Below are 23524 nucleotides of genomic sequence, written 5' to 3'. Positions count from 1 at the left end.
GCTACGTAGTGGACTTCGACATCGGCGCACACCCGGTGCTGACTGTGGGCGAGCCAGTCAAGCGTGACGCGGTGTCGCACGAGCGGGTCCGGGCGCGGTCGTCTGTGGGCAGGTGGCGTGGGGCGTTGGGGTGTGTGCGGTGTGCGGGGTGCCGGCAGTGCACCGCCCGCCCCCTCGCCCGCCGCGTCGTGAATCACCCCTGCGGACAGCCCTGATGAATTGATCTTTGCGAAATCACCGACGTGTACGATACGTGATCCCAAGGCGTCGAAATCGTTGGTCAACACCGAGCGGGAGGCGGGGCGAAATCGTCAAACTCCCCGTCAGGGATGATCTCATTGTATGCCGGATCAGCCATCCCTGTCGGACGATCAATAGGGGTGCTTGGGCGATAAGGGTCACCTCAACACAAATGGCCGAGTACGCCTTGGGTGCATACCGGCCTGACGCCGAGCAATCTTTTGCCAGGCTGCGCTACACTCGCAGATAGCCTCGACGACGAGCCCAAACCAATAAGGGTAAGATGGCTATCTAGCTATTGGGTGCTCACATGTCAGAACCACAGATCCCTAACAGTGGGCGTATTATCGATCACTGGCTTGGCGGCACACATCACTTCCCGGTAGACGCGGCGGCGGCGACTGAATTCGCCGATCTGTACCCGGGGTTCCCCCAGGTGTACCGAACCCTGCGGGAGTTCGTCGGGCGGGCCGTCAGAGCCGTGGCGGACGAAGGAGTCGACCAGTTCCTGGTGCTCGGGGCGGGAATCCCAACCCAGGGCAACGTGCACGAGATCGTGCCGAGGGCTCGTGTTCTCTATACCGACATCGACCCCACGAACATCGCACTTGGGCGTGAGTTCCTTAGTGCCGTGCCGGACGTGGACTACGCCTACTGTGACGCCGCGAACCCTGACACCCTTGATCAGGAAGCAGCGGAGCGCATCCTCGATCCCACCGCACGGCTCGGCGTGGTGCTAGTCGGACTCTCGATATCCCTGGACGACCGGACGCTCCAGAATACGCTATCCGCTCTCTTCGACTGGGCACCTCCTGGTAGCTTCCTGGTGGCGGATTTTGACGGTGAAGCCCTGGCCTCATTTCCGACGATTCTGACGAAGATCCTCGATCAGGCCGGCCAGCCGTTGTATCTACGGGACGTGGAACGAATCCGACCGATACTTGGGAGCTGGCAACTTACCGACGACGGCATCTGCGCGGTCGACGTCTGGCGCAGTCCGAAACCGCAGCCTGAACACGTGTTCGAGTACGGCTGTGTATTGCGCAAGTCCTATGAAATGAGCTAACTGAACCGGTGCGTACCGGGTGTCTCGTGATTCTGCTGTCTGCTCATCCCACAGTCGGGCGGGCCCGTCAGCAGGTACCGGCCCGATCGGCGCTTGCGGTTGTCCGGTAGCTGTGTGTCCTGGAGTTGGACGCCGACCTGCTCGCACGGCGCGCGTCGGTTCTCGGCGGGGTCGAGACCGGGCACCCACCTCAGACCGGCGCAGACCCTGCACGCACTGGACGGCGGTGGTCTTGCCGGCGCCGTTCGGGGCGAGAGCGTCGAAGATCTGATGACCCGGCTGCGGTGACAGCCCGGTGGGAATAGTAGCGGCGAAGTGGTAGGGCGGGGCGCTGACCGGCCGGCCGGGTATGCCTGTTGACCAGGATGATGTCGACGTGGTGAGACCCAGGGCCCCGGCAAAGTCGTGGACGTGTCCGGGATGAGGCATTCGGCTGAGAAGCGCCGGAGTTGCGGGCAGTAAGGCGGGCATGGCCGGTTCAGATGATCATCAGGGTGTCGAAGCCTTGATCGTCCGAAGTGAGCCATGCCCTCGCTGCCATCATCGCTGATCTCGTCTGTGTCCTGCGCACCGGCTGTTACGGTGCCCGAAACCGCTGCTGGGCTGGCCGCAGCGCTGGCCGGCCTGCCGGATCCTCGCGCCCGTCGGGGCGTGCGGCACCGGTTGGCAGTCGTGGTGACTGCGGCGGTGTGCGCCGTGGTGGCCGGCTATCGCTCGTACACCTCGATCGCGGAGTGGGTCGCCGACGTCCCGGCCGCGACCGCGCTGGCGTTGGGTATCGCCCCGGACCGGCGTCCGTCGGAGGCAATGATCCGCAGACTCCTTCAGGCCCTAGACCCGGACCAGCTCACCAGGGCGATCGGTGTCTGGCTCACCGCACGGTCGGCGACTGCGCCGTCAACGGCGTGGCGGGCGATCGCCGTGGATGGCAAGACCCTGCGCGGCTCCCGCACCACCGATACCGCAGCCCGGCATGTTCTCGCGGCCTGCGACCAGGCCACCGGTGTGGTCCTGGCCAGCACCGATGTGGACGGCAAGACCAATGAGGTCACCCGGTTCGCACCGCTGCTCGACCAGATCGGCGACCTGCGCGACACCGTGATCACCGCCGACGCGTTGCACTGCCAACGCGATCACGTCGCCTACCTCGCCGAGCGCGGCGCGCACTGGATCCTGACCGTCAAGGCCAACCAGCCCAGCCTGCACGCCCAACTCGCCGGCCTGCCCTGGCAAGCGGTCCCGGACGCCGCACGCGACACCGACCGCGGACACGGCCGCCGCGAGATCCGCACCTGCAAGATCCTCACCGTCTCCACCGGCATCGACTTCCCACACGCCGCCCAGGCTCTACAGGTCCGCCGCCGCAGACGCCGCCTCGACCAGCCGAAACGCTTCACCACCGAGACCGTCTACGCCATCACCGACATCCGCGTCCACCAGGCCAAACCCACCCAACTAGCCGGCTGGATCCGCGACCACTGGTCGATCGAGAACAAGGTCCACTGGGTCCGCGATGTCACCTACGACGAAGACCGATCCCAGATCCGCACCGGCACCGGCCCCGAAGTCATGGCCGCCCTACGCAACGCCGCGATCGGCGCCCTACGCCTGGCCGGCGTCACCAACATCGCCGCCGCCAACCGACATCACGCCCGCGACAGCACCCGCCCACTGGCCCTACTCGGCATCACCTAACGACTTTGCCGGGGCCCTGTGGTGAGACCTCGGTGGCAGTTGTTGCGATTGCCGGCGCTGGGCACGACAGCGGCGTAGGGTGTGGCCGACGGAGCCAGTGCTGTCGGAAATCCATCGATGTGTATACATCTGGGTCTTCATCGTTGGCGAACTCTGGGAGTTTTAATGCCGAACCTGGGCCAAGATGTTGATTCGTGTAATTCGAATTCAGTTGGGTCGAATTTGATGTTCGGGAGCCTGGGTGTCTTGACCGAGCTTATCCCGAACTTCAATCGAAGATATTGGCTGGTCGGATGTCGCGTACCAGACCGTGCACGACGAGAACCGAATCTGATACAGGATGCTCCAGCGTCGGCGTTGGCCAGCAAGCTGGCTTCCACCATTGATCGCTAGGGGAACGCCATGGCTCCTTCCGGCGGCAGGACGTCGACCAAGAACTCGACGAAGATCAGCGTACTCGGGCTGGCGATGCTCAACATTGTCGCGGTCGTCAGCCTGAGTGGTCTGCCCGCCGAGGCCGAGTATGGGTTGAGTGCCGCCTTCTACTACGTCTTCGCCGCCGCCTTCTTTCTCGTGCCGGTCTCGCTGGTCGCCGCCGAGCTGGCGACGGCATGGCCGGAGAAGGGGGGCGCCTTCCGATGGGTTGGCGAGGCGTTCGGGGGTCGTTGGGGATTTGTGGCCATGTTTGTGCTCATGGCTCAGGTGACTATCTGGTTTCCGGCGGTCCTTACCTTTGGCGCCATTTCCCTCGCTTACACTGGCCCGGAGGCGACTCTGGACGAGAAGTTGTCCGGTAACCGAATATACATCCTGCTTACCGTCCTTGCCGTCTTTTGGATCGCCACCGCGATCGGCGCCCACGGAGTCGCCGCGTTTACCCGTCTCGCGAAGTGGGGCGGCATCGTCGGCACCATCGTCCCAGCCTTCCTCCTCGTGGCCCTCGGCCTTGCCTACCTGCGCTCCGGTGGGCAGTCGCAGACCCCGCTGGGTTGGGGTGAATTAATCCCAGATCTCACCCGGTTGAGCAACCTTGTGCTGGCGGCGAGCATATTCCTCTTCTATGCCGGGATGGAAATGAATGCAATCCATGTCCGAGATGTAGCGAATCCATCGCGGCACTATCCGCTAGCGGTGCTGGTCGCAGCTGTGGGGGCGATGGGCATCCTGGTGCTTGGCACGCTGGCGATTGCCTTCGTCATACCGCAGTCCGAGATAGACTTGACGCAGTCATTGTAGATAACATTTATTGATATCTTCTCCTGGCTTGGTGTCGCCTGGGCTGCGCCGATGGTTGCCGTCGCGCTGGTGATCGGTGTGCTGGCTGGCATTGTGACCTGGGTGGTCGGCCCGTCAACCGCGATGCTGGCAGTGGCGAAGGCAGGCTATCTGCCGCCGTTCTTCCATTCCACGAACAAATACGGAATGCCGAGCAAGATTCTGTTTATCCAGGCAGTTTCGGTGAGCGTCCTGGCTGTTCTATTCGTTGTCATGCCGTCCGTGGAGGCGGCCTTCCAGGTCCTCAGTCAACTCGCCGGGCTCCTCTATCTGGTCGTCTATCTGGGAATGTTCGCCTCCGCAATCTATCTACGCTACAGCCAGTCCGACCGACGACGGCCATACCGTGTACCCGGTGGGATTGTGGGCATGTGGGTTATCGGTGGGATTGGCTTCGTCGCCTCAGCGCTCGCACTCGCCTCCAGCCTCACCCCGCCGGATCAGATCGGTGTCGGAAATCCTGCTCTCTACATTGGTCTGCTAGTGGGGCTGGCCATTATGATCATCGCGGTTCCGCTTGTCATGTACACACTGCGGAAGCCGCACTGGCGTGATCCAGCCAGTGATGTCGCACCCTTCACCTGGGAGGCGCGCCGCGACCGTGCTGATGGCGCCGATGCTCCGGGGTGATGGCCGACCCGACGGCAGTCAGTGACCACGACGCGGTGGAAGGCCGGCCCCGCACGTGGGGTCGGGGTGCCCACCGCGCAGTGTGCCTCGCGGGAATGGTGGCCGCACGGAAGCGTCCATTCACCCACGGATCATCGATGATCCGCCTACCGTGATTTTGTGGATACTGGGGCTGACACCGCGACGGGCGAGGCCCGCTCATGGACGCGAGCCCAGAAGTGGACAATCGTCGCCGCTGGTCTTGGTGTCTTCATCACCCTGCACGACGTGCTGGTAGCGAATGTGGCGCTGCCCCGAATTCAGGCCTTCTATGATTTGGGGGAGTCCGGGCTGCAGTGGATCGTCGCCATCTACAGCATGGGAATGGCTGTCGCCATCATGCCCGCGGCCACCGTGGCTGACCGGTTCGGGCGGCGGCGACTGTACCTGACCGCGGTGTTGGTCTTCATCGTGGCCTCGGTGACCGCCGGACTAACCTCCAACTTCACCGTCATGCTGGTGGCGCGGGGGATGCAAGGGGTGGCTTCGGCCGTCATCACCGTCTCCGCGCTGGCCCTGGTCTCGGCGACCTTCCCGCAGAAGCGGCAGCGCTTCTTTGCCCTCGGGCTCTTTGCGGCGGTCGCGGACATCGGGCTGGCACTCGGCCCGCCGCTCGGCGGGATACTGACCGAGGTCGCGAGCTGGCGGCTCGTCTTCTTCGTCAATGTTCCGGTTGCCGTGCTGGCGGTCGGGCTCACTCTTCGGTTCGTGGCCGAGTCACGTGAGTCAGCCCGTCGTGTTGTCGACCTGCCTGGGCAGCTGCTTTTTGTGATCACAGTCGGAGCGTTTACTTTTGCCGTTATCGATGGCCATGATCTGGGCTGGGGATCGCCGATAATTCTTGTGACATTCGTTGTCTTCGCCGTTGGTCTCGTAGCCTTCATTTTCCGGGAGCTCCGCACCCAGTCGCCGATGATGGATCTGCGGCTTTTCACCAGCCGCGCCTACCGGCTCGGGAACATGGCCATATTTTTTGGTATGTTTACTGTGTATGGTGCGTTGTTGATCGTCACCCAGTATTTTCAGAACGTCCAGCTCTACTCCCCGGTCGAGGCGGGTCTGCTTATCTTGCCGTCCTCCCTCGCATCGGTGGCGTTCTCTCCGGTGGCCGGCTTCATCGCTGCCCGCCGTGGTGCCCGACTGCCGGCCCTCGCCGGCCAGGTTCTACTCGTTGTCGGACTGGCCATCATGGTGGTCGGGGTGGCGCAGAGTGTCGTCGCCGTCGTACTGGGCTTCCTGCTTCTGGGCGCCGGTCTCTCCCTGATCATCCCGCCGGTGCAGGGGCTGGCGTTGAACTCGGTGCCGGTGGAGCGAGCCGGGATGGCCTCGGGCATCGTGGCCACCCAACGAGGTCTTGGATCCACCGCCGGCTACGCGGTGCTGGGAACGATCGTTTCGGTGTGGGTCGGTATCTCCTTGGACGGCGACCTCTCCAGGACAATTCCCGACCGTGACGAGCGGGCTGCTGTTGTCGAGCAAATCGTTGACGACACCAACCCGAACGCTTTCGAGGCGATAGTCGGGCCAGGTCGACCAGTCGACCATCCCGACTCGGACCAGGTGCCGATGATTCGTGAGGTCGCCGACCACACCTTTGTCCGGGGTATGCAGCTCAGCCTGGGGTTCGCCGCCCTGGTCGCCCTGATCGTCCTGGTGGTCCTCATCCGGAGCTTTCGTGACTCCCAAGATCGGTAGGTTGTGGTGGTCTACATCATGGTTCGTCCTGCTCCTCGGGCCATCGCCGCCGGGGTTGTTTGCGATGTGAAATGTCTCCGCCTCACCGGGAGGAGGTAGTGCCGGCGGACCACGTTGGGTACCACGCGGATGATGGATTGGTTCGGAATCGAGAAGGCTGTACCCGTACTAGATGGTTAGCCTGAGAAGCATGTTCACCACTGGACGGACCAGAGGAGAAGTGCGTACGTGAGCGTTACGTCAAAAGCCAGCAAGGAAAGTAAGCAGGCCAATTCCCAGAAGGCGGGGCTTTCCGACGTCGAGCGCGCCGCCATCCGGGACCGGGCGGCGGAGCTGAAGTCGGAGGCTCGCCGCAGCAAGAGCGCGAACAAGGCGGCAGCTGACGAGAGAGATGCCCTCGCGAAGATCAGCAACATGGAGCAGCCAGACCGTGCCATAGCCGAACGCCTGCACGCCATCGTTACCGAGACCGCGCCCGAGCTGGCGCCGAAGCTGTGGTACGGCCAGCCTGCCTATGCCCGGAGTGGAAAGGTGGTCTGCTTCTTCCGCAGCGGGCAGGGAGACAAGCAGCGCTACTCGACGTTCGGTTTCACGCCAGAGGCGAATCTCGACGAGGAGCACGGTCTGTGGGCGACATCGTTCGCCCTGGCCGAGTTGACCGACAGAGCCGAGGCGACGATCAAGAGGCTACTGCGGGCTGCCCTGGGCTGAGGGGGCCGATGCTGCGGTCGGACCGCTGGCACTACCGGCCAGCCGTCCGACCCTGGGCGCTCCCCGGCAGCAGGGAGCGCCCAAGGCGACGCGAGTGGATCAGGCGTCGCGGCGGCTCAGGAGGAAGGCCACAAGTGCCAGCAACGCAGCGGTCCACAGGGTAGCCACCCGAAGCCCGGTCAGGGCCTGAGGAGATCTCCCCCATGCTGAAGGGCCTGGCCAATCCCGATTCCGGCCTCGGTCGGCAGGTAGGCATGGGCGTATTCGCCGAGCTTGCCGGGCAGTAGCTGCACCAGGGGAGCGAGCACGAGCACCGCCGTCAACACGATACCCATGAGCAGCCCAGCCCAGCCCAGCCCCGGCCAGGACGCGGGGCTGCGCGGCGACTGGCACGTGTGGGGCGAGAAGGAGCGACGCCGCGCCCATGCCGACGGCATGGGCGGTCACCACCAGCCCATGGCCGATGTTCGTGGTGCCGATGTCCTCGCGGGCGAAGAAGATCCCGGGCAACGTTCGTCGTCGCGGTGAAGACGACCGTCGCCGCCAACGCGGAGATGGCCGTGGCCAGTAGCCATCAGCATGAAATGTCACCGCATCCACCACGAGCACCAGCGCGACGCCGACGTGATCGGTGAATGCGATCACCGCCACGAAGGCGCCCTGCGCCAGCGTGACGGCCGTGATCAGACGTCGGTTTTCATTCGGTCGATCACGGGCGCGGCAAGCGGACCGATCACCGTGACGTAGATAGCCCCGCCCTTGACGGCCCAGCGCTTGGGTAGCTGTCCCAGCCCGCCAAATATTTGATCTTGAGTGATGCTGGTCGCCGCGGTGTCCGTTAGCCGAACCCCTCAACGGACACCGCCAGCCGCGACGACGAAACCCGTCCACCAGCGACGAGCGCTATTGCGGAGCTCCCGGACATGCCCTCGACGGTGATCATGGAGCGGGTCGGGTGGACCCGGGGTAAGACGGTGTTCTGTGATCGGGTGCAGCAGTTGCGGCCGTTGTTCCGGCGCCCGGATCCGGCTCAGCGCACGGAGTACCTGCCGGGTGAGGTTGGCGCAGTGTGATCTGTGGTTCCCGCCGGTGGATGTGGCGTTGGGTTTCGGGCAGGTCGGTCGGCCGCCGGTGTTGGTGATGGTGTCGGGGTATTCGCGGTGGCTGTCGGCGGTGATGATCCCGTCGCGGCAGTCGCCGGACCTGCTGGCCGGGCACTGGACGTTGATCTCCGGCTGGGGGCGGACGCCGAAGGCTCTGGTGTGGGATAACGAGTCCGCGGTCGGGCAGTGGCGGGCCGGCAGGCCGCAGCTGACTGAGGCGATGAACGCCTTCCGCGGCACTCTCGGCATTAAGGTGATTCAGTGCCGGCCGGCGGACCCGGAGGCCAAGGGCCTGGTCGAGCGGGCCAACGGCTATCTGGAGACGTCGTTTCTGCCTGGGCGTCGGTTCGGCTCGCCGGAGGACTTCAACGCACAGCTCACCGAGTGGCTGGTGCGGGCGAACAACCGCCAACACCGGGCGTTGGGCTGCCGCCCGGTGCAGCGGTGGGACGCCGATCGGGCCGCGATGCTGTCGCTGCCTCCGGTGGCGCCGGTGGTCGGCTGGCGACAGACCACGCGGCTGCCCCGAGATCACTACGTGCGTCTGGACGGCAACGACTATTCGGTGCATCCCTCGGTCGTCGGGCGTCGTGTCGATATCACCGCTGACGCCGATCGTCGACGAGGTCGGCTACATCCCCTTCGAAGCCGAAGCCGCGAATCTGTTCTTCCAACTGGTCTCCAGCCGCTACGAACGAGCCTCGCTGATCGTCACCAGCAACAAACCCTTCGGCCGCTGGGGCGAAGTGTTCGGCGCCGACATCGTCGCCGCAGCCATGATCGACCGCCTCGTTCACCACGCCGAAGTCATCTCCCTCAAAGGCTACAGCTACCGACTCAAAGACCGCGACCTCGGCCGCGTCCCCGCAGCCACCAAGACCAACAACTAAAGACCAACCAAACCGAGGTGGTCCACTTTCAGCCGGGGCGGATTCGAGCAGTCGTCGCAACGGTGACGATCGTCAGGGTGCCAGAGCGGTATGGAAGACGTCGGCCGGGGTGCGCCAGTTGAGGGTCTTGCGGGGCCGGTTGTTGAGGCGTTGCTCAACGGCGCGGAGGTCGGCCGCGGTGTGCTGCGATAGGTCCGTGCGCTTGGGGAAGTACTGGCGCAGTAGGCCATTGGTGTTCTCGTTCGTGCCACGCTGCCATGGGCGGCCGGGATGGGCGAAGAACACCCCGTCCCGCAGCAGCGGTGCAATCTGCTGGTGGTGGGCCATCTCCGCGCCCTGATCCCAGGTCAGAGTGAGGCGCGCGGCCTCGGGAAGTCCCGCCAGTACGGTCAGGAGTGCGTCGCGGACGGATTCGGCGGTGCGGTCGACGGGCAGGTGCACCAGCCGCAGGTATCGACTGGTGCGGTCGACCAGGGTAGCGATGGCGGACTGGCTCTGCCGACCGACGATGAGGTCTCCCTCCCAGTCACCGATCCGGGTGCGGTGCATGGCCGCAGCCGGCCGATGCTCGATCAACAGTGCGGGAGCCACGAAGCGGCAGCGGCGCTGATCGGCCCGACGACGCCGCTTCCTCAGCGGCCGGCCAGTGCGAAGTCGGCGAGTGAGCTGGCGGCTGAGTCCACCTCTGCCGCCGCGGTAGAGCGCCTGGTAGATCGTCTCGTGGCAGACGTGCCACGAGGGCTGGTCGGGATATGCCTGCCGAAGCCACGCGGCGATCTGCTGCGGGCTCCAATCCTCCTCCAGCTTGGTCTGAACAACGGCCCGCAGACCGATGTCGGCGAGTAGCCGGCCTCCCCGCGGGCGCTGAGCCCGCTGCCGGGCCCGCGCGTGCGCCAGATCGCCGTCATAGACGCCCTGGTCATGCGGACGGGTGTTGCGGCGCAACTCCCGACTCACTGTCGACGGCGCCCGGCCCAACTGCTCAGCGATCGCCCTGATCGTCAGGCCCTGCCTGCGCAGGGTGGCGATCCGTTGCCGTTCCAACAGCGACAGGTACCTGCCGGACCAGACGCCCTCAGCCAATCGGGCCGGCGGCACACCACCACTCTCCGCGCGCCACCGATAGCCGGTCTTGCGACCGATCCCCACAATGCGGCAAGCCTCGAACGTACCCATGCCTGACTGCAGCAGCCGCCAGTACTCCGTCTCCAGCTCGAGCCGGCGCTTCCGTCCTCGTCGTCCCATCAACACGCCTCACATGATCAGGTGTGTTGCGACAAGTACTGGAACCCGCCCGGACCACGGTGGTCAGGATTGGGGCGGCGTTGACAGTAGGGGCGATGAGGACCCGCGGACCACACCGTGATGCCGCCGGCATCACCCCAACCGTTGCTACCCCTGGTAGGGGCGATGAGGACCCGTTGACATGCACGCGTTGACCGGCCTTGCCGCGAACGCGTTGCGATCCCTGGTAGGGGTGATGAGGACCCGAGAGCTGCATCGCCATTCTCTGCGCGCCGTACTTGATGTTGCGATCACTGGTAGGGGCGATGAGGACCCGCGATGCACCGTCAGCGACCGGCCCCCTCCTCATTGTTGCGATCCCTGGTAGGGGCGATGAGGACGTGGCGTTGCGGGCGGTGGCTGCCGCGGCGGCCTGGTGTTGCGATCCCTGGTAGGGGCGATGAGGACTCCTGCCTTCTGTCGGCTCGGCGTTCGTCGGTGTCACGTTGCGATCCCTGGTAGGGGCGATGAGGACCGGCCACCAGATGCACGACACGGCGCTGGTGCGTATGTTGCGATCCCTGGTAGGGGCGATGAGGACCTCCGCCCCGCCCGGACAGGCCGGCACCGCGCATGTTGCGATCCCTGGTAGGGGCGATGAGGACCTGCAGGTTGTCCGCCTGCGTGCTCACCGACAGATGCCGTTGCGATCCCTGGTAGGGGCGATGAGGACCACGTCGATCTTTCCGGGGGTGGCGGCGTGAACGTCTGTTGCGATCCCTGGTAGGGGCGATGAGGACGTCCCTAAACAGCGGAAAGGGCCGGTGCTCCAACACGTTGCGATCCCTGGTAGGGGCGATGAGGACTGGATAACATTGATGGTCGGTACAGTCCGTGAAACCGTTGCGATCCCTGGTAGGGGCGATGAGGACCCGAAACTTAAGTCCCTGGTCAGGGGGCTCGTGTTGGGTGAGTTGCTGGCTCATTTTGCAGTGAACCTCCGGTGCTGCAGCTTACCCCGGAGTATCGCTGCAATCGGCTTAGATGATCAAGGTCTCGGTCCCGTCGGGTGCTGGATCTGGCGTTGGCGCAGAGCGTCGTTCATGTGACAGATCACTTCTTTTGTCGGTGGGTCTGTCTAGGGTGACCGCGTCGTTGACGAGAGCAGGGAGGTGCTGGTGCGGTTGCGGGTGCACGTGGTGACGCGGGCGTCGGAGATTCCGTGGCCGATGGTGCTGGCTCCCGGGCGGGGGATCGCGTACCAGTTGCTTGCGGTGGCGCATCCTGATCTCGGAGAGCGGCTACATGAAAAGGGTGCAGGGCCCTATGGCATGACTCCGATCGCGCACGGTGCTCCGGTGTTTCCTGGTGCGCGACGTCAGCGCGGCCGGTATGCGGCCGGTGGTCGGGGTGTGGTGGAGTTTGGTAGCCCGTTGCCGGAGGTGGTGGAGGCGTGGGCGAGAGCGCTTCGGCAGCGGGAGATGCTCGACTGGGGCGGGGTGGCGATGCGGATCGCCAACGTGGAGGTGGTCTCGCCACCGGAGTTCGCTGGGGGGCGAGCGAGGCTGCGGACTGCCACACCGGTCGTCATGAAGCGCGGCGGTGTGGTTCCCGCGACGGTAGCGGCGCGGCGTAACGCTGGCGTTGTCGAGGCACCGGCAGACCGCGCCAGATCGCAGGTCGGTGCGTCGGGGGAGCGGGTGTGGCTGCTGCCGACCGATCCGGAGTTCCCGGCGTACGTGCAGGGCAACCTGCGTCGCAAGGTGGAGACGTTGGGTCTGCAGGGCACGGTGACGCTGGAATCGATCACGTGGGTCGGGCCGAAGCGGTCATTCGGTGTGGGCGGCGGTGCCAAGCCGGGCGCACCGATCGAAGTGGGGTTGAGCGGCGATGTTGAGGCGTTGCAGGCCATCTGGAGTTGGGGGTTGGGGCAGGCAAACGCGGCGGGCTTCGGCTGGATTCAGGCGTGACCACTATAGCGGCTGAGCAGGGCGACGCGCCGCTGGTGGACTGCGTGGAGCTTACGGCCCATCCGCTGCAACGCATCGGTGCGTACGCGTTGGCGGCGCTGGCCGAGGTGGATTCCGTGGCGGCGGTGTCGGGTGGGCGCCTCGAGTCGGTAGCAGCCTTGATGGCTGATCATGCTGTCGCTGCGGCGACGGGCCCCGACAGCAAGGCACCGGAGGGGTTCTGGCTGAAGTGCAGTCTGTCGTTCTTTCCGAACTCGCCGATGAACCACCCGAGTAACGGCAAGAAGGCCCCATCGGTAGTGGCGGACGCGGTCCGGAAGTGGCGGGGCCGCCCGTCCTCCGCCCGGGATCCGTTAGCCCCGTGCGTGCTGTGCGGTCGGCCGGGGGTGGGGTTCTACGGCAAGTTGGACGTGGCGTTGGCGGAGAGCGACGCCTACCGGAACAACACACCCCGTGGTCATCAGGGGATGGCGCTCTGCTGGCCCTGTCTGTGCTGTTTCTACGCGTTGCCGTACGGCAGCCAGCTGAGCGGCGGTCCGGGGATGGCGTTGCACAGCTGGGACGAGGAATTCCTGGCGTGGACCGTTGCGGAGCAGGTGGATCGCAACCGACGGGAGATTCTCGTTGGGCGAGGCGTACCGCGGCAGCCGCCGTCCCGGGAGGTGCTCGCACTGCGGGCTCTGCGGGAGTACCGCGATGAGCTGAACGCCGGGGTCGAGTTGTTGGTCTACAGCAACAACAACCGCGGCCAGGTGCTCGACGTGCACGTGATGGATCAACCGTTGGCGGAATGGCTTCGTCGGACTAGTCAGGCGCCGGCGGCTCGGGCCGGCTACTCCGCTCTGCTGCGGGCGCACAAGACTGCGGATCGGCCCGGGGTGGTCGCGCTGGCGCGGAACGCTTTCCGGGATCCGGGCCGGATCGTGGCTACGGCCGGTGGCTGGCTGAGTCGGCGAGCGTGCGCTGGCCGGTTGCCGGCTGGTACGTCTGAGCTGGTGACGTTGTGTATGTCCTACGTCGATGAGGTCATGGGGATGGACCAGGAGAATCTTGCGGAGATCCGGGCGACGGCCGATCGGGTCGGTCAGCTGCTCGGCGAGGGTACCGCTGGGCAGTTCAACAAGTTCTACGCCGCCTTCCGTAAGCCGGCTCTGCTGCGCGGATGGTTGCGTCGGCAGGCGGCGGACTGGGCGTTGCATGGTCCGCGGACGGCCGGCGTGGGCGCCTCGGTGCCGGGACAGTCGTTGGTGAGCACGCGTGCGTACGAGTTGTTGTTCGATCCCGGGTTGGACAGCCAGGCGTGGTTCCACCGGGAGTTGTTCCTGTTCGCGGTGCTGGAGAAGCTGCATCAGCTCGACTGGCGGCCGCAGGACGCGGACCAGGCGGCCAAGGAACTGGCCGAGGACGAGGAGGACGCGGTGGAGGACGAGGACCTGGTCGAGGGTAGGGAGACACGATGACCTTCCTGGCGGGCAAGGTGTTAGTCGAGGTCGTCGCGGGTGCGCCGAACAATGGTCAGAGCGAGGACAACGTCGGCAAGGCAAAGTCGATGCGGATCGGGCGTGATGTCTATCCGTACGTGTCGGCGCAGGCGTTCCGGCGGTGGTTGCGGGACTCGATGCCGGCGGAGGAGAAGCGGTCGCCGGTGACCCGGTTGGGTTCCGGTAAGAAGCAGCAGGCGTACACGGAAGGCCGCCCGGATCGGTATCTCGACGATGACCTGTTCGGGTACATGGTGGCGATCAAGGGTGGTAAGGGCACCTGCCAGCGGGACACCGTGCTGGCGACCGGCACGATGGTCGCGGTCACGCCCCGGCAGCCGAAGGAAGACTTCGGCACGATGAGCCGGGGGCTCGCGGCGGGCGAGAACCCGGTGCTGCATTGGCACGAGTTTTACAGCGCCGAGTTGGCCGGGGACCTGCTGCTTGATCTGCCACGGGTCGGGGTGTTCGAGACCGGCGGTTCCGGGCTCAAGGTGGCGTTGACAGCTGCGGCAGCCGCGCAAGCCAAGGCAGCCGGAGCCGACGAAGTGCAGTTCCGGGACACCGCCTGCCTACGGTTGGGAATCGCGGAGCGGCGCAGACGGACAGCGGTGCTGCTGCGTACGCTTGCCGCCTTGCGGGGCGGCGCCAAGCAGTCGCTGCACTACGGCGACCGGACCCCGGCAATGCTGCTGCTGGCCCCGATGAAGGGCGGGATCAACCCGTTCACCCGCATTCTGGCCGCCCAGGACGGGCGCACTGTCTTCCGCGCGGACGTCCTGCGGGATGAGTTGCACGCGTGGGAAGACGAGCTGGAAGCGCCGGTGATCCTCGGCTGGGCCCCGGGCTTCCTGAGTGACCAGCGGGCCAAGGCGAGCAACGACCTGGCGGATCTGGTCGCCGATGGGAAGGTGACGATCGGGCACCCTCGGACGATGCTGCAGGCCCTGGCCGACCGGATCGAGCAGGGTGGGCACGACGACTGGTTCGAGGAGCCAAAGCGCTGATGGCGGGGCCGGTCAGCGCGTTGGAGGTGACCGTCACCGCGCCGGTCGCCTCGTTCCGCAACCCGCTCTATGCCACCGTTCAGCTGACTCTCGCGTGTCCACCACCGGCCACCGTCGGTGGACTGTTGGCGGCGGCCGCCGGCGGATGGGGGCGCGTCGACCCCGGCACCCGTTTCGCCATGGCCTTCCGTGCGCGGGGGCGGGGAGAAGATCTGGAGACGTACCATCCGCTGGCGGCGGCCGGCGGTAAGCCGGATCCGACCCCTCGGGGGCGGCAATTCCTTGCCGGGGTGCAACTCACTGTCTGGCTCGTCGGTGACCTTGACGATTGGCGGCGTCGGCTACGCCGGCCGGTGTGGCCGCTGCGGTTGGGGCGCAGCCAGGACCTGGTCGCCGTCGCGGTCCGCGAGGTGGAGCTGCAACCGGGCGGCGGCCGGCAGGGCCATGCGCTGCTGCCGGGGGAGGCGACGCGTTCGGGCACGCGGATGCGCCTGCCCACCGCCGTGTCGCTCGACCGGGCCCGTACCCGGTGGGACGACTACCGCTACCACGAGGCGGGCTCCGCCGAGCGGGTGCCGTCCGGCTGGTCTGCCGCCGGCGGTCAGGTGGTGGTTCTGCTACCGCCAACTCACCCCGCGCACGCCGAGCCGGCAGCGTCCGGGCGATTGGCGGAGGCGTAGCGGGGTGGACCAGGTTCTCGACCGTGTCCTGGCCAAGAGTGCCCGGTTGGGACGCCCGGCCGAGCTGCTCATCGAGCACTTGGATGCCACGCTGGGCGCGGCCGTCGACTTGCGGCGCCGGATCGGGCCGATCGCCGTCATCGAACCCATTTTGGGTGAACGGTTCTGGCCGGTGTCCTTGCTTGCCGCGCTGACTCACGACGCGGGTAAGGTCCCTGCCGGGTTTCAGGCCATGGTGACCGGCGGCGGGCCGTGGGGCGAGCGGCACGAAGTGCTGTCTCTGGGCTTCCTGCCACCGTTGGTGCCGGATGGTGGGCTGCTGCTGTGGGTGGCGGAGGCGGTTGTCACTCACCACCGCCCGCTGACCAGCCCGACCGGGGCCGGCCTCCGGTCGATCATGACCCTGTACGGCGGCTGTACCCTCACCGACTTCCGCGAGCGTTTCGGCCCAGTGGACCCGGCAGTGGCTGCGGCACTCGAGCGTTGGCTGATCCACGCCGGGGGACATCTCCTCGCCGCCGACCGTGCCGACGACACGGTGACCGGCCCTGACGTCGTGGCTCGAGCACATCAGGTGCTGACCGACGTACTGGGACGGTGGCGTCGCCGCCGGGCAACCGCCGATGAGGGCTTGACCGCCATCCTGCTGCAGGGCGCCGTCACCCTTGCCGATCATCTGTCGTCGGCACCCAGCACTCTGCATGTCACGCAACCCATCGGCCCGGGCTTTTCCAAACGGCTACGCCAGCGGTTCAGTGAGAACGGCCGGCGGCCGTACCCGCACCAAGAGCAGTCCGGCGCGTTGCGGGGGCACCTGTTGCTGCGGGCGCCGACCGGCAGCGGCAAGACTGAGGCCGGCCTGTTCTGGGCAGCCCGGCAGGTCACTGACCTCATCGCCGCCGGTGCAGGAGCACCGAGGGTCTTTCTCGTGCTGCCCTACCTGGCGTCGATCAACGCGATGGCAGACCGCCTCGTCGGTGTACTCGGCGACCGGGAACTCGTCGGCGTGGCGCATTCCCGCGCCGCGTCGTACCACCTCGCCACCGCGATCGACGAGGCCGCCAGCGTGGACACCCCCGGCCCGGATGGAGCGCTGCCGCTGTACGCCGCCCGCAAGGCGGTAGCTCGGCGCGCCGCCACCGAACTCTTCCGCGAAACCGTCCGGGTCGGTACGCCGTACCAGCTGCTGCGCGCGGCACTGGCGGGGCCGGCGCACGCTGGGATCCTGCTCGATTCGGCCAACTCGGTGTTCGTCTTCGACGAGCTGCACGCGTACGACCCAAAGCGGTTGGGCTTCATCCTGGCCGGCGCGGGAATCTGGGTGCGGCTCGGTGGTCGCGTCGCGGTGATGTCGGCGACCCTGCCGGCCGTGCTGGCGGACCTGGTCCGTGACGCCATCGGAGATCCGGTCGAGTTGGTCACTGCTCCGGCTGGGCTGACCCTGCCCCGCCACCGGCTCCGGCTACGCCCGCACCACCTCACCGACGACGAGGCCCTGCGGGAAGCCCGAGCTCACCTGACCGCAGGCCGCTCCGTACTCATGGTGGCGAACAATGTCGCCGACGCCCAGACAGCGTTCGACGCCCTAGCCGACGACGCCATCGCCGCCCACGGCCCGGACGGTGCCATCCTGCTGCACTCCCGGTTCCGGCGAATGGACCGCACCCGCGTCGAGCGGAAAATCATCGACCGGTACGGCGCTCACCGAACCCATTCCGGGCGTCGGTTCCCCGGCCTCGTCGTGGCGACACAGGTGGTGGAGGTCTCCCTCGACGTCGACTTCGACCTGCTGTTCACCTCCGGAGCGCCGCTGGAAGCGTTGCTGCAACGGTTCGGGCGGGTCAACCGGGCCGGTGCCCGGGAACCCGCCGACGTCGTCGTGCACGAGCCGTCCTTCGGCCCCCGCCGCGGCGAGGGCCGGCAGGTCGACTACGCCGACGGTGTCTACGACAGCGAACCCACCCACGCGGCGATGCGGATCCTCCACCAGCACGCCGACCTCGCCGTGGACGAGGAACACGCCACGAAGTGGCTCGACGAGATCTACGCCAGCACCTGGGGACAGGAGTGGCGGCACCAGGTCGACACCGCCCGTGTCGACTTCCAACAGGCTTTCCTCACCTTCAAGCGACCGTACGACGATCGCAGCCACCTCGCCGATGCCTTCGACAGCATGTTCGACGGCACGGAAGCGGTCCTGCTCGAAGACCTGCCCGAATATGAGGCCGCGCTGACCTCGACCACCCGCCGCGCCGAAGGCCGCCTGCTCGCTGCAGACTGGCTTATCCCGCTGCCCGGCTGGGCAGTCGGCCTGAGCCGCCTGGATCGATCCCTCGGCGTCGAAATCATCGATGGCGACTACCGCCCTGACCGGGGCCTTACCGCGATCCGGGGGACCGTCGGGGCTAACCGGTATCAGCCCGGCGAGGTGATCTGATGCGCGAAGCAGACATCGGTGGCGTGCACATCAAGTACCTCTACCACTGCCAACGGCAGCTTTGGCTCTACGCCCGAGGCATCCGCCCCGAACACCTCAACATCGCCGTGCAGTTGGGCGAAGCCGTGCACGACACCTCCTACCAGCGCAACGCACCGGTCGACCTCGGTGCAGCCCGACTCGATCACATGGACGGCCAGCACTGGGTTCACGAGGTGAAGTCCTCGACCCGGCCCACCCCAGCCGATGAGGCACAGGCCATCCACTACTGCCACCAGCTGCACGAAGTCGACGTCCCGGCACAAGGGGCGGTCCTGCACTACCCCAAGACCCGGCGTACGAAGAAGATTGTCTATGGCGCCAGCGAGGTCGAACAGGCTCGGGCCGACATCCACAGAGCCCTCGCCGTCGTCTCCGCCGACACCCCGCCGCCCCGACTGACCCGCAGCGCCTGCCGCGGATGTAGCTTCCTCGACTACTGCTGGAGTGACTGATGCCAGCCGCGAGCCGCACCTACTGGCTCACCACCGCCTGTCGCATTCGACGGCAGGACCAGTCCCTCGTCATCGAACGTGAAACCGGCGACAAGGTTCACATCCCCATCACCGACGTGCGCGACATCGTTGCCTGCTCCACCGTTGACATCAACACGGCCGTCGTCTCCCTGTTCAACCGGCATCGCGTCAACCTTCACTTTCTCAGCCACTACGGCGACTACGCCGGCTCCCTGCTCACCAGCGACACCAGCACCTCCGGCGAGACAGTTATCGCCCAGGCCAAGCTCGCCACCGACCCGCACGCCAGCCTCCCCATCGCCCGGGACCTGGTGATCGCCACCGCGTTCAACGTCCGCCGCGTCGTTGACCGTGACCTGCTCGACAAGCCCTACGACACGCTGAAGACATCGGTGCGAGTGGCGGAGTCGAGCAGCCAACTCATGGGCGCCGAAGGCACCTTCCGCCGCTCCGCGTGGCAGGTGCTCGACACTCGCCTGCCCGGATGGCTGCAACTCAGCGGCCGGCACCGCAGACCGCCGCGCAACGCTGGCAACGCCTTCATCTCATACGTCAACGGCATCGTCTACGCCCGAGTGCTGACCGCGCTGCGTCTGACCCCACTGCATACCGGCATCGCCTTCCTGCACAGCACCATGGAGCGGCAGCGACACTCGCTAGTCCTCGACCTGGCCGAGGTGTTCAAACCTCTGTTCGCCGAACGACTGCTCCTGCGACTGGCCGGCCGGGACCAGCTCAAACCTCACCACTTCGACTCTGACGTCAACCAAGCCATGCTCAGCGAAAACGGCCGGAAGCTGGTCGTGCAGACCGTACGCGATGAGTTGGCGAAGACGGTCCAGCACCGCAGCCTCGGCCGGAAGGTCGCCTACGACGAACTGCTGTACCTGGAGGCGCTGCGGCTGGCCCGCTACTGCCTGGAACGCGAGCCGTACAAGCCGTTCCGGATCTGGTGGTGACCCGTGTACGTGATCGTCGTCTACGACACCGCCGCGACCCGCAATCCTAAGATTCTGCGTACCTGTCGCCAGTACCTGCATCACGTCCAACGCAGCGTGTTCGAAGGTGAGCTCAGCGAGGCTCAACTGCGCCGGTTTCGGAGCGCTGTCGACAGGGCGATCGACGCGTCGTACGACAGTGTGCTCGTCTATACGTTCCCTCCCGGCACGACGGGTCAGCGGCAGGAGTGGGGGCGGTCTCAACCCAGCCCTTCAGATATCTTGTGATCTTGGCCGGTTCAGCGACATGCCGAGGTAGATTGCACTACCGGAGGTTCGCTGCAAATTGAGCACGCAACTGGCCAGTCAGAGGGCCCATCACCAGGGACTTAACGTTGGGGTCCTCATCGCCCCTACCAGGGATCGCAACTTGTCGGCGCAGCGGTTCGCCCTGGACTGGTTCGGCGGTCCTCATCGCCCCTACCAGGGATCGCAACTGGCACCACCGTTCGTAGGCGGCGCGGAGTTCATGTCCTCATCGCCCCTACCAGGGATCGCAACAACCTCCGCCGGACTGGCCGGAGTGACCTCTGACCTCGTCCTCATCGCCCCTACCAGGGATCGCAACTTGAGATGGGCGGCGATGGTGGGGTCGGACTGGGCGGTCCTCATCGCCCCTACCAGGGATCGCAACTGCGTGAGCAGACGACCCCTGCTGTGGCCGGGACCGCGTCCTCATCGCCCCTACCAGGGATCGCAACGAGTAGTCCTTGACCGTCACCGCCCGGTTGAGGTAGTCCTCATCGCCCCTACCAGGGATCGCAACTTGCGGCCATACCGGATGCCGGTCGGCGGGGCCGGCGGTCCTCATCGCCCCTACCAGGGATCGCAACTGTAACCGGATCCGGACCTCGTTCAACGCCGCGCCGTGTCCTCATCGCCCCTACCAGGGATCGCAACGACATGCCGAGGAGTGCTGCAGTGCCGGCAACGGACGTCCTCATCGCCCCTACCAGGGATCGCAACGGTACGGGGTCGGCTCCGACTTTGCGTCGTCCGAGGGTGTCCTCATCGCCCCTACCAGGGATCGCAACAAAGCCTGCCGGACAGCGGCGAACCTCACCTTATCCGGTCCTCATCGCCCCTACCAGGGATCGCAACCACGGCGGCGGAGGTGCGGGAGCAGCTGCGCGTCGTGTCCTCATCGCCCCTACCAGGGATCGCAACCCCACCGGGACCTGCTCGCTGACGTGCTGGATGGTGCGGTCCTCATCGCCCCTACCAGGGATCGCAACATGACACCACGTACGGCACGGGGTACGTGTCAGCCAGTCCTCATCGCCCCTACCAGGGATCGCAACCTGAGGTGATCGGCCGGAAAAACGGGGCGTCAGCGCGGTCCTCATCGCCCCTACCAGGGATCGCAATACGTGGAGGACAGCCGGCGGACCCCGGCGGATGTGCGGTCCTCATCGCCCCTACCAGGGATCGCAACCCAGCCAGCGGGCCGGGCGTACCGAGATGGGCACCACGTCCTCATCGCCCCTACCTGTCAACGGCGGATTGGAACTGACCCCCTATCGACGTTTTGGGATTGACCCCCCGGAGGTCGTTTCGTGCTACTTGTTGCGGTCCTTCGCGAGGAGTTCTCGGCGGGCTCTGGTGCGGTAGGACTCGCCTGCGAGGGTGAGGACCTCGGCGTGGTGCACGAGGCGGTCGATCATCGCGGCGGCGACGACTTCGTCGCCGAAGACCTCGCCCCACCGCCCGAACGGCAGGTTCGAGGTGACGAGGATGGAGCCGGCCTCGTAGCGAGATGCGACGAGTTGGAAGAACAGGTTCGCTGCGTCGGTGTCGAAGGGGATGTAGCCGACTTCGTCGACGATGATGAGCTTGTAGCGGCGGATCTTCTTCAGCTCGGCTTCCAGGGCGCCGCGGTGGTGGGCGCGGGCGAGGCGGTCGATCCAGTTCGTCGCGGTGTCGAACAGGACCGAGTAGCCGGACTGGGTGGCCTTGATCCCGAGCCCGATGGCCAGGTGGGTCTTGCCCAGGCCGGGCGGGCCGAGCAGGATCACGTTCTCCGCCTTCGGGATGAACGTCGCCGTGGCCAGGTGCGCGAGCACGTCCTTGCGGAGGCTCGGCAGGTGGTCGAGGTTGAAGTCTTCCAGGGTCTTGATCGCCGGGAAGTGCGCGGTGCGGATCCGCATCGTCGTGCCGGCGGACTCGCGGTCGGCGACTTGCCGTTCCAACACGGCGGCGAGGTACTCCTCGTGCGACCAGTTCGCCTGTCTGGCCTGGTCGGCCAAGGTCTCCCAGGTCCGCCCGATCGTGGGCGTCTTGAGGACTCTGGTGAGGTAGGCGAGCTTGGATCCCAGCCCGTCCGGCGCCGGTCTGGTCTTCGTTATCGTGGTCATCTACTTCCCCTCAGCTGCGCTTTTCTGGACCGCCTCGACGTCGGGGCGGGGGTCGAAGTCCACGCCGAACAGGGCGTCGTAGTCCGGCAGGGCACGGATCGCCACGACGTGTCCATCAGCGTGCGAACGAGTCGAGGCCTGCCGCCGGCGGGCAGCCAAGTCCTGGCGCAGCAGCCGGGCGGTGGCCTGATGTTCGGGATCGGTGATCGTGCGGGCATGGCCCCAGTCACGGTCGTGATCAGCCACGACCTGCCCGGCGCACGAGGCGACCATCCGGGCGGGGGTGGCGAGCACGTCGATGAACCTGCCGATGCACCGAGGGTCCACGGAGTAGTCGTTGCCGTCGATACGCACGTAGTAGTCCCGCCCCAGCCGCACCCGATGCGTGAGCCCGATCGCCGGCGCCACCGGCGGCAGAGCCACCATCGCGGCCCGGTCCGCCGCCCACCTAGCCGTGGGCGTCGTCAAGCCGATCGCGCGCAGGACGCGCGTGTTCGCGCGTTGCACGAGCCAGTCGCTGATCTGGACGTTGAAGTCGAACGGCGAGGTGAACACACGCCCAGGCAGGAACGAGGTCTCGAAGAACCCGTTGCGCCGCTCGACCAACCCCTTGAACTCCGGATCCCTGGGCGGGGCCAGGCGAATACGCACCCCGATCGTCCCGGCGAACGCCGCCGCCTCCGTCGTGAGCTTCCCGGTGCCACCGATCGCGGCCTCCCGATCCCAGACCAAGGTCCGTGGACAGGCACCCCACCCGGCCACGATCTCCCACATCCCCGCCAGGATGTCTCCGGCCTTGCGACTGGGAATCATGACCGCGTCCGTGACCCGCGAGTACCCGCAGGTCATCGCGAGCACCGGCAGGATCCGCTCAGCCCCGCCACCAACCGGGATCGGCTGAGGTGGGAACCACAGATCACACTGGGCGACCTCACCCGGGTCGTACTCCACTCGGTCGGTCGGGTCCGGCGGAACGAACAACGGACGCAGCTCCCGAACCCGGTCCTTGAGGATCGTCAGCGACTTCGTCCACCCGATCCGCTCAGCGATCACCGTCGCCGGCATCCGCGGGAACTCCGCGAGCAACGCCCGGACCTGCGGCTCGACCCCATCCACACACGAACCGCGAGGGCCGCGCTCACGCGACGGCGGCGCCTCGGCCCGAAGCGCCGAACGGACCGTGTTACGCGCCAAACCCAACCGACGCGCAATCTCCTTGATCGGAACACCCTCAGCCCGATGCAACCGACGGACCTCAGCCCAGTCTTCCAATGCGATCACCCCTCCAGCCTCGGAGGGGTCAGTCCCAATCCGCCGCTAGAGGGTCAGTCTCAGCGCGTCGTCGACACCCCTACCAGGGATCGAACTGGTCGTGGATCAAAGACGCACCCCGCGCCGGCATCGGCAACGGGCTCGCCCGATACCGGCGGTGGCGCGGACCGTGGCTGCCCCGGCAGTGGCATAACCGGACGTGCCCGGTCAGCGCCGGCCTGCCGGGCAGGGGCCGCGCGCTG

General features: G+C 66.4%; 16 protein-coding genes, 4 pseudogenes and 2 CRISPR repeat arrays. Of the genes and pseudogenes, 16 read left to right on the top strand and 4 right to left on the bottom strand.

What is annotated here, in order from left to right:
- The first annotated feature begins 550 nt into the window (after positions 1-550).
- The 5 genes and pseudogenes from SALPAC6_RS0107360 to SALPAC6_RS0107340 all read left to right on the top strand — a co-directional run bounded on the left by SALPAC6_RS0107360 (position 551) and on the right by SALPAC6_RS0107340 (position 7351).
- Positions 551-1306 carry an SAM-dependent methyltransferase gene (locus tag SALPAC6_RS0107360; RefSeq protein WP_026189396.1) on the top strand — a complete coding sequence of 252 codons (756 nt, stop codon included), beginning with the start codon at positions 551-553 and terminating at the stop codon, positions 1304-1306.
- Between the two features lie 582 nt (positions 1307-1888).
- Positions 1889-3001, top strand: a complete 1113-nt coding sequence (locus SALPAC6_RS0107355; RefSeq protein ID WP_188115237.1) for an ISAs1 family transposase — start codon at positions 1889-1891, stop codon at positions 2999-3001.
- 402 nt (positions 3002-3403) lie between these two features.
- A pseudogene (gadC, locus tag SALPAC6_RS25515) lies at positions 3404-4906 on the top strand (putative glutamine/gamma-aminobutyrate antiporter GadC).
- Between the two features lie 159 nt (positions 4907-5065).
- A complete protein-coding gene (locus SALPAC6_RS0107345; protein WP_018252778.1) occupies positions 5066-6640 on the top strand; it encodes a DHA2 family efflux MFS transporter permease subunit in 1575 nt (524 codons plus the stop codon).
- 228 nt (positions 6641-6868) lie between these two features.
- On the top strand, positions 6869-7351 hold the full coding sequence (locus SALPAC6_RS0107340) for an iron chaperone (RefSeq protein WP_018252777.1): 483 nt from the start codon (positions 6869-6871) through the stop codon (positions 7349-7351).
- 99 nt (positions 7352-7450) lie between these two features.
- On the opposite strand, the pseudogene SALPAC6_RS27395 reads toward SALPAC6_RS0107340, so the two are convergent.
- Positions 7451-7677, bottom strand: a pseudogene (locus SALPAC6_RS27395) (ABC transporter permease); the annotation flags it as partial.
- A 7-nt stretch (positions 7678-7684) separates the two neighbouring features.
- Between SALPAC6_RS27395 and SALPAC6_RS29350 the strand changes: the two are divergent.
- The 3 genes and pseudogenes from SALPAC6_RS29350 to SALPAC6_RS0107325 all read left to right on the top strand — a co-directional run.
- Positions 7685-7879, top strand: coding sequence for a hypothetical protein (locus SALPAC6_RS29350; protein ID WP_162561534.1), 195 nt, complete (start codon positions 7685-7687; stop codon positions 7877-7879).
- Between the two features lie 377 nt (positions 7880-8256).
- Positions 8257-9073: pseudogene (gene istA / locus SALPAC6_RS27390) on the top strand (IS21 family transposase); the annotation flags it as partial.
- Positions 9069-9344: pseudogene (locus SALPAC6_RS0107325) on the top strand (ATP-binding protein); the annotation flags it as partial. The pseudogenes istA (SALPAC6_RS27390) and SALPAC6_RS0107325, both read left to right, overlap by 5 nt.
- A gap of 72 nt (positions 9345-9416) precedes the next feature.
- Here the strand turns inward: SALPAC6_RS0107325 and SALPAC6_RS0107320 are convergent.
- Entirely contained in the window at positions 9417-10589 is a 1173-nt protein-coding gene (locus tag SALPAC6_RS0107320) for an IS30 family transposase (RefSeq protein ID WP_018252772.1), read from the bottom strand.
- A gap of 143 nt (positions 10590-10732) precedes the next feature.
- Positions 10733-11500: direct repeats of the CRISPR family, unit length 30 nt; unit sequence GTTGCGATCCCTGGTAGGGGCGATGAGGAC.
- Positions 11501-11746: 246 nt separating this feature from the next.
- Between SALPAC6_RS0107320 and SALPAC6_RS0107315 the strand changes: the two genes are divergently transcribed.
- Genes SALPAC6_RS0107315 through cas2 form a run of 8 tightly spaced genes read left to right on the top strand, consistent with a single transcriptional unit; the run spans position 11747 to position 19884 of the window.
- Positions 11747-12538 carry a CRISPR-associated endoribonuclease Cas6 gene (locus SALPAC6_RS0107315; protein ID WP_223874426.1) on the top strand — a complete coding sequence of 264 codons (792 nt, stop codon included), beginning with the start codon at positions 11747-11749 and terminating at the stop codon, positions 12536-12538.
- Entirely contained in the window at positions 12535-13998 is a 1464-nt protein-coding gene (locus SALPAC6_RS0107310) for a hypothetical protein (protein WP_018252770.1), read from the top strand. Before SALPAC6_RS0107315 ends, SALPAC6_RS0107310 begins: the two co-directional genes overlap by 4 nt.
- Positions 13995-15026, top strand: coding sequence for a type I-B CRISPR-associated protein Cas7/Cst2/DevR (gene cas7i / locus SALPAC6_RS0107305; protein WP_018252769.1), 1032 nt, complete (start codon positions 13995-13997; stop codon positions 15024-15026). Before SALPAC6_RS0107310 ends, cas7i begins: the two co-directional genes overlap by 4 nt.
- A complete protein-coding gene (gene cas5, locus SALPAC6_RS0107300) occupies positions 15026-15706 on the top strand; it encodes a CRISPR-associated protein Cas5 (protein ID WP_018252768.1) in 681 nt (226 codons plus the stop codon). Before cas7i ends, cas5 begins: the two co-directional genes overlap by 1 nt.
- Before the next feature lie 4 nt (positions 15707-15710).
- The gene (locus SALPAC6_RS0107295; RefSeq protein WP_018252767.1) at positions 15711-18143 is read left to right on the top strand and encodes a CRISPR-associated helicase/endonuclease Cas3; all 2433 of its coding nucleotides are present in this window, start codon (positions 15711-15713) and stop codon (positions 18141-18143) included.
- A complete protein-coding gene (locus SALPAC6_RS0107290; RefSeq protein ID WP_018252766.1) occupies positions 18143-18637 on the top strand; it encodes a CRISPR-associated protein Cas4 in 495 nt (164 codons plus the stop codon). The genes SALPAC6_RS0107295 and SALPAC6_RS0107290 overlap by 1 nt, the downstream gene beginning before the upstream one ends.
- Positions 18637-19617: a type I-B CRISPR-associated endonuclease Cas1b gene (cas1b, locus tag SALPAC6_RS0107285; RefSeq protein WP_018252765.1), complete on the top strand. Its 981-nt coding sequence runs from the start codon at positions 18637-18639 to the stop codon at positions 19615-19617. The genes SALPAC6_RS0107290 and cas1b overlap by 1 nt, the downstream gene beginning before the upstream one ends.
- 9 nt (positions 19618-19626) lie before the next feature.
- Entirely contained in the window at positions 19627-19884 is a 258-nt protein-coding gene (gene cas2, locus SALPAC6_RS0107280; protein WP_223874336.1) for a CRISPR-associated endonuclease Cas2, read from the top strand.
- A gap of 112 nt (positions 19885-19996) precedes the next feature.
- Positions 19997-21091: a CRISPR direct-repeat array (repeat unit 30 nt; unit sequence GTCCTCATCGCCCCTACCAGGGATCGCAAC).
- 124 nt (positions 21092-21215) lie between these two features.
- Here cas2 and istB read toward each other — a convergent pair.
- Both istB and istA (SALPAC6_RS0107270) read right to left on the bottom strand, forming a co-directional pair.
- Positions 21216-22010 (bottom strand): IS21-like element helper ATPase IstB, encoded by a 795-nt coding sequence (gene istB, locus SALPAC6_RS0107275; RefSeq protein ID WP_018252763.1) that lies wholly within the window; start codon positions 22008-22010, stop codon positions 21216-21218.
- Positions 22011-23291, bottom strand: a complete 1281-nt coding sequence (gene istA / locus SALPAC6_RS0107270; RefSeq protein ID WP_018252762.1) for an IS21 family transposase — start codon at positions 23289-23291, stop codon at positions 22011-22013.
- Positions 23292-23524 lie beyond the last annotated feature (233 nt).

Origin of the sequence: Salinispora mooreana (assembly GCF_000379065.1) — a bacterium.
In the GTDB taxonomy this organism is placed as follows: Bacteria; Actinomycetota; Actinomycetes; order Mycobacteriales; family Micromonosporaceae; genus Micromonospora; species Micromonospora mooreana.
This window is presented reverse-complemented; position numbering and strand designations above follow the sequence as displayed.